Origin of the sequence: Streptomyces recifensis (genome assembly GCF_002154615.1) — a bacterium.
GTDB lineage: Bacteria > Actinomycetota > Actinomycetes > Streptomycetales > Streptomycetaceae > Streptomyces > Streptomyces griseoluteus.
The window spans coordinates 1-5,748 of the sequence record NZ_MUNH01000443.1; the positions used below are offsets into that span (position 1 = coordinate 1).

General features: G+C 70.7%; 8 protein-coding genes and 2 pseudogenes. 3 read left to right on the forward strand and 7 right to left on the reverse strand.

Going from position 1 to position 5,748, the window contains the following annotated elements; translation table 11 throughout:
* The 4 genes and pseudogenes from CCN33_RS22100 to CCN33_RS22115 form a co-directional block, all read right to left on the reverse strand.
* Positions 1-662, reverse strand: a 662-nt coding sequence (locus CCN33_RS22100; RefSeq protein WP_086695276.1) for an amino acid ABC transporter ATP-binding protein, incomplete at its 3' end; no start/stop codon positions are given.
* 135 nt (positions 663-797) lie between these two features.
* Positions 798-1,217, reverse strand: a complete 420-nt coding sequence (locus CCN33_RS22105; RefSeq protein WP_086695277.1) for a DUF6278 family protein — start codon at positions 1,215-1,217, stop codon at positions 798-800.
* A 16-nt stretch (positions 1,218-1,233) separates the two neighbouring features.
* Positions 1,234-2,013 (reverse strand): exodeoxyribonuclease III, encoded by a 780-nt coding sequence (locus CCN33_RS22110; protein WP_086695278.1) that lies wholly within the window; start codon positions 2,011-2,013, stop codon positions 1,234-1,236.
* Positions 2,014-2,049: 36 nt separating this feature from the next.
* Positions 2,050-2,589: pseudogene (locus CCN33_RS22115) on the reverse strand (MBL fold metallo-hydrolase); the annotation flags it as partial.
* Between CCN33_RS22115 and CCN33_RS22120 the strand changes: the two are divergent.
* Positions 2,572-2,820, forward strand: a pseudogene (locus CCN33_RS22120) (hypothetical protein); the annotation flags it as partial. The pseudogenes CCN33_RS22115 and CCN33_RS22120 overlap by 18 nt on opposite strands.
* A gap of 124 nt (positions 2,821-2,944) precedes the next feature.
* On the opposite strand, the gene CCN33_RS22125 reads toward CCN33_RS22120, so the two are convergent.
* The 3 genes from CCN33_RS22125 to CCN33_RS22135 all read right to left on the reverse strand — a co-directional run bounded on the left by CCN33_RS22125 (position 2,945) and on the right by CCN33_RS22135 (position 4,642).
* Positions 2,945-4,072 carry an NADH:flavin oxidoreductase gene (locus CCN33_RS22125; protein WP_086695279.1) on the reverse strand — a complete coding sequence of 376 codons (1,128 nt, stop codon included), beginning with the start codon at positions 4,070-4,072 and terminating at the stop codon, positions 2,945-2,947.
* 146 nt (positions 4,073-4,218) lie between these two features.
* A complete protein-coding gene (locus CCN33_RS22130; RefSeq protein WP_086695280.1) occupies positions 4,219-4,452 on the reverse strand; it encodes a hypothetical protein in 234 nt (77 codons plus the stop codon).
* On the reverse strand, positions 4,445-4,642 hold the full coding sequence (locus CCN33_RS22135) for a hypothetical protein (protein WP_208621829.1): 198 nt from the start codon (positions 4,640-4,642) through the stop codon (positions 4,445-4,447). Before CCN33_RS22135 ends, CCN33_RS22130 begins: the two co-directional genes overlap by 8 nt.
* Before the next feature lie 111 nt (positions 4,643-4,753).
* On the opposite strand from CCN33_RS22135, the gene CCN33_RS22140 reads away from it, so the two are divergent.
* Positions 4,754-5,593: a helix-turn-helix domain-containing protein gene (locus CCN33_RS22140; RefSeq protein ID WP_086695282.1), complete on the forward strand. Its 840-nt coding sequence runs from the start codon at positions 4,754-4,756 to the stop codon at positions 5,591-5,593.
* Positions 5,577-5,748: DUF397 domain-containing protein (locus CCN33_RS22145; protein ID WP_086695284.1), on the forward strand; the 172-nt coding region annotated here is incomplete at its 3' end. The genes CCN33_RS22140 and CCN33_RS22145, both read left to right, overlap by 17 nt.

Genomic DNA, 5,748 nt, shown 5'->3' on the forward strand with positions numbered 1-5,748 from the left:
TCCACGATCCGGCCGTCGGCCATGAAGACGACGCGGTTGGCGGCGGAGCGGGCGAAGCCCATCTCATGGGTGACGACGATCATGGTCATGCCCTCACGGGCGAGCTGCCGCATGACCTCCAGCACCTCGTTGATCATCTCGGGGTCGAGCGCGGAGGTGGGCTCGTCGAAGAGCAGCGCCTTGGGGTCCATGGCGAGGGCGCGGGCGATGGCCACGCGCTGCTGCTGACCGCCGGAGAGCTGGGCGGGGTACTTGTCGGCGTGGGCGGACAGCCCGACCCGGTCGAGGAGTTCACGGGAGCGGCGGTCCGCGTCGGCCTTCTTGCGGCCGCGCACCTTGGTCTGCGCGAGGGAGACGTTCTCCAGGACCGTCTTGTGGGCGAAGAGGTTGAACGACTGGAAGACCATGCCCACTTCGGCCCGCAGCCTGGCCAGCGCGCGACCCTCCTCGGGCAGCGGCTGCCCGTCGAGCGTGATGGTGCCGGACTCGATGGTCTCCAGCCGGTTGATGGCCCGGCACAGCGTCGACTTCCCCGACCCGGAGGGGCCGATGACCACGACCACCTCCCCCTTGCCGACGGTGAGGTCGATGTCCTGGAGGACATGGAGCTCCCCGAAGTGCTTGTTGACGTCACGCAGTTCGATCAACGGATCGACGGCCATCCGCAGCCCTACTCACTCTCGCCGAGTCGTAGTGGCCGAAACTATCCAGACCGTGCCGGACCGTATGGACGACACGCACTTGGGGGCATTAGCCGTATTTAAGCCCGAGTTGTGCCGCGCCGGGACGCGCGGGGATCAGGGTTCGGCGATCTCCGCGTAGAGCTGGGACAGCTCGGGAAGGCCGCTGGTGGCCCACTGACGGCCGGGCTCGGTGACCTCGAACTCCCGGCCGGAGCGGAGCCGCAGAACCGGCTCTCCGCCCCGTCTGATGCGCCAGACGGCGCCGGGTACGGTGCGCACGACCACGGTGCCCAGATAGAGCCCGGCGTCGTTGCCGAGCCAGGGCAGCGTCTCGGGGTCGTCGCGCCAGAGCGGGACCAGCTGGTCCAGGGCCTCCAGGGAGGCCGGGGTGTCGTCCAGGCGGACGCCCGCCCGGTCCGCCTGGGAGCGCAGCAGTTCGCACTCGGAGAGCAGCGCGGCGATGGCCTCGGGGTCGGCCGGGAGCGCCGCGTCACCGCGCTTGCCGCGCCGGGGGCCCAGGAACGGGATGTTCATGGACCCCAGCGTGGCATCAGACGTCGAGGTCGACCACCACCGGCGCGTGATCGGACGCGCCCTTGCCCTTGCGCTCCTCGCGGTCGACATAGGCGTCCTTGACCGCGCCGGCGAACGGGCCGTTGCCGTAGACCAGGTCGATGCGCATGCCCCGGTTCTTGGGGAAGCAGAGCTGGCGGTAGTCCCAGTACGTGAAGGGGTGGTCGTACTTCAGCGGGCGGGGCACCACGTCGCTCAGGCCGGTCTCGCGCAGCGCGGCCAGGGCGGCGCGCTCGGCGGGGGTGACATGGGTGGCGCCCTCGAAGGCGGCACGGTCGTAGACGTCGTCGTCGGCCGGGGCGATGTTGTAGTCACCGAGGACCGCGAAGGGGCGGCCGCCCGCCGCGTCCCCGGCGACAGCCGTCCGCAGGGCTTCGAGCCACTGGAGCTTGTACGCGTAGTGCGGGTGGTCGACCTCGCGGCCGTTGGGCACGTACACCGACCAGACGCGGACCGGGCCGCAGGTGGCCGACACGGCGCGGGGTTCCTGGGCGCCCTCGTAGCCGGGGTCGCCGGGCAGGCCCTTGACCACGTCCTCCAGGCCGACGCGGGAGAGCACCGCCACGCCGTTCCACCGGCCGGTGGCGTGGACCGCCGACTCGTAGCCCAGCTCGCGCAGGGCCTCGACCGGGAACTGCTCCTCGGCGACCTTGGCCTCCTGGAGGCAGAGCACGTCGGTGCCGCTGCTCTCCAGCCAGGCCAGGAGCCTCGGGAGACGGGCGGTGATCGAGTTCACGTTCCAGGTGGCGATGCGCATGTCCCACAACCTACCCGCCGGGTGTGACAACGGGCCTCACAGCTCGGCGGCGGTCCCCGGTGCCAGGCGCAGGTGCTCGGCGTCGGCCAGGCCGCCGATCTGGCGGTCGTAGATCGGGCGGGCCAGGTCGGTGAGGAGGGCGTCGTGGATGTCGTAGGCCCTGCGGGGCTTCACCTCGCGGACGTACTCGATCACCTCGGAGATCTTGTTCCACGGCGCCATCACCGGCAGCATCAGGGTTTCCACGGCCTGGTCGGGGACGGTGAGGGCGTCGCCGGGGTGGAAGACCTTGCCGCCGTCGATCAGATAGCCGACGTTGGTGATGCGCGGGATGTCCGGGTGGATCACGGCGTGCAGTTCGCCGTGGACCTGGACGTCGAAGCCGGCGGCGGTGAAGGTGTCGCCGTGGCCGACGGTGTGCACCCGGCCGGGGAAGGCGGCCGTGAGCTGGTCCGCGACCGACTTAAGGGTCCAGATCCGGGCCTCAGGATTCGCCTCCAGCGCGGCGCGCAGCCGGCCCTCGTCGAAGTGGTCCGGGTGCTCGTGGGTGACGAGGACGGCGTCCGCGCCGACCGCCCCCAGCCCCAGCAGCGCTGGCTGCCCGAGGCGTGGAACGGCCGCGAGTGGCAGCTCTGCGGCACCCCGCGAAGGGACCGCCGCGAGGCGGAGGCCTACCTGGCCGCCGCCCGCCGCGGTTCGCGCCCGGCGATGGCCTACCGACTGGTCCACGAGTTCACCGACTACGAGGTGCTCCGCGTCTGGGGCACCCCCACCCAGGTGGACATCGAACCGATGGGCAACCTGTAGCCGCGGGCAGCAGCGCGGCCCGGCGGCTCGGCATGGTGACCCCGGACGTCGGTGCCCCGAGGACGAGGGCAGCACAAGGGCGCCGGGCGGGAGTTCACCCACCCGGCGCCTCAGGAGCAGAGCCTCAGCTGAGCGAGCCCAGCGCGGCGGCGTCGTACGGCTTCAGCTCGTCGAACCGGCCGGACAGCACCTTCGTGGCCCACTCCGGGTCCTGGAGCAGCGCGCGGCCGATGGCGACCATGTCGTACTCCTCGCGCTCGAAGCCGTCGAGGAGGTCGTCGATGCCCTTGAGCGGGGAACCCTCGCCCTGGAACGCGCCCGTGAAGTCGCCGTCCAGACCGACCGAGCCGACGGTGATGACCGGCTTGCCGGTGATCTTCTTGGTCCAGCCGGCCAGGTTGAGGTCGGAGCCCTCGAACTCGGGGAGCCAGTAGCGGCGGGTGGAGGCGTGGAAGACGTCGGCACCGGCGGCGGAGATCGGGGCGAGGATCGCCTCCAGCTCCTCCGGGGTCTCGGCGAGACGCGCGGTGTAGTCCTGCTGCTTCCACTGCGAGTAGCGGAAGATGATCGGGAACTCGGCGGACACGCGCTCGCGCACGGCCGCGACGACCTCCGCGGCGAACTGGGCGCGGGCGACCGGGTCGCCGCCGTAGCCGTCGGTACGGCGGTTGGTGCCCTCCCACAGGAACTGGTCCAGCAGGTAGCCGTGGGCGCCGTGGATCTCGACCCCGTCGAAACCGATGCGCTCGGCGTCGGCGGCGGCCTGGGCGAAGGCGCCGATCACGTCGTCGATGTCGGACTGCGTCATGGCCTGGCCCTTGGCCTCGGCACCGGCCTTGTGCACGCCGGACGGGCCCATGGCGGGAGCGTCCGCGAACGGGGGCTCGCCCTGCCGGCGCACCATGCCGATGTGCCAGAGCTGCGGAACGATCGTGCCGCCCGCCGCGTGCACCTCGCGCGCGACCTTCTCCCAGCCCGCGAGCTGCTCCTCGCCGTGGAAGCGCGGCACGCTGTCGCTCTGGCCGGCCGAGTCGTGCCCGACGTACGTACCCTCGGTGACGATCAGGCCGACGCCGTTCGCGGCACGGCGGGAGTAGTACGACACGACGTCCTCGCCGGGGATGCCGCCCGGGGAGAACATCCGGGTCATCGGCGCCATCGCGATCCGGTTCGGCACGGTGAGGCCGTTGAGCGTGATCGGGCGGGACAGGAGCTGGGCCGCGCGGCTGGCGGCGGACGTCGTGACGGTCACGTGGGGGCTCCTCGGAAGAACGGTGTCGTGTAGACCGGCTGGTATGTGTGCACGCAATGGTGCACCTAGTGAAACAACTGGTTCCACCCGGCCCCGCATTCCGCCCCACCGGCCCGGCCTCGTGTGACCCCCGCCACGCCAGCCCTTCAGCCCAGCTGGACCCGCCGCCGGGCGTCCCGGTTCAGCAGCCGGACGCGCTCGCGGAGTACCTCGGCGGGGTCGGCCTCGCCGAGGTACTCTGGCGGCACGTCCCACTCCCGGCCGCCACCGAGGGGCCGCAACTGGACGCGGCCGCCGACCCGGCCCATGACCTCCCCGAGCCGCCCGTCCCGGACGTCGACGGCGTACGACCCGAGGACCGGCCCCTCCTCGTCACCCACCCGCCCGCTCCGCGAGCACGGCGGCGAGACGGGAGGCGACGTCGAGGTTGCAACTTCCCAGGTCCACCAGGGCGTTACGCCCGCCGTAGACCTCGGTCACGGGGTCGACGCGAAGCGAGGGCAGCACGATGCCCGCCTCCCGCAGGGCGGTACGCAGCCGCTCGACCGCCTGGTCAGCCGTATCCGTCACGTTCCGCCTCCACGCTGAGTGTTCCTGTTCCGCACACAGAGTGGCGGCACCGCTCCTAGCCTGGCCATACAGGCAGTGCCAACAACCTCACCTGTGGGACAGGGGGCAGCGATGCCAAGCCCGAAGGACCTCGACCCTTCGTCGTCACCACGAGCGATGATCGGAGCGGAGTTGCGCCATGCGCGGGAGCGGAAGGGGCTGAGTCAGGAGCAGTTGGGCCAAGTCCTCTTCGTGAGTGGCTCCTTCATCGGCCAACTGGAGGCCGGGACGCGGCGGATGCAGCCGGAGTACGCACGACTGCTGGACGAGGCGCTGGACACGGGGGACTTCTTCGCGCGGAACTGCCTCGCGGCGGCCAAGTCCAAGTACCCGGAACACTTCGCGGAGGCGGCGGAAGCGGAAGCGCAGGCCACGGAGATTAAGCAGTACGCGCCCCTGCTGCTGCCCGGACTGCTCCAGACCCCCGCGTACGCGCGAGCCGTTTTCCGGGCGTACCGGCCGACAGCTCCCGAGAGCCGGCTCGACGATCTGGTGACAGCTCGGATGGAACGGGCTGCCCTCCTCGACGATCCAACAGACCTGTTGTTGTGGGTGGTGATCGACGAGGCAGCGCTTCGCCGCGTAACGGGGAGCAGAGAGGTAATGGCGGAGGCGATTCACCACGTCGCCGCTGTGGCCCGGCAGAACCGCGCCATCGTGCAGGTCCTGCCATTCAAAGCGGGCGCACACGCCTCGATGGAGGGCTCCATCAAGTTGATGGACTTCGAAGGCGCGCCGCCTCTCCTCTACTTCGAAGGCGTCGGAACCGGCCGACTGGAGGACGATCCGACCATGGTGCGGCATCACCGGCACACCCTCGAACTACTCGCGGCCAGCGCCCTCTCACCAGCCAAGTCCCTTGTTCTACTTGAGGACATGGCACAGGATTACGCACATGTGGAACACCCCTGAGCCAGTTCCCACCACTTGGCGCAAGTCGACATACAGCGGCGGCAGCGGCGGCGAATGCCTGGAAGTAGCCGACGCCCACCCCACCCACATCCCCGTCCGCGACTCCAAAGCGCCGCACGGCCCGACGCTCGCGTTCCGGCGACAGGCGTGGGCCG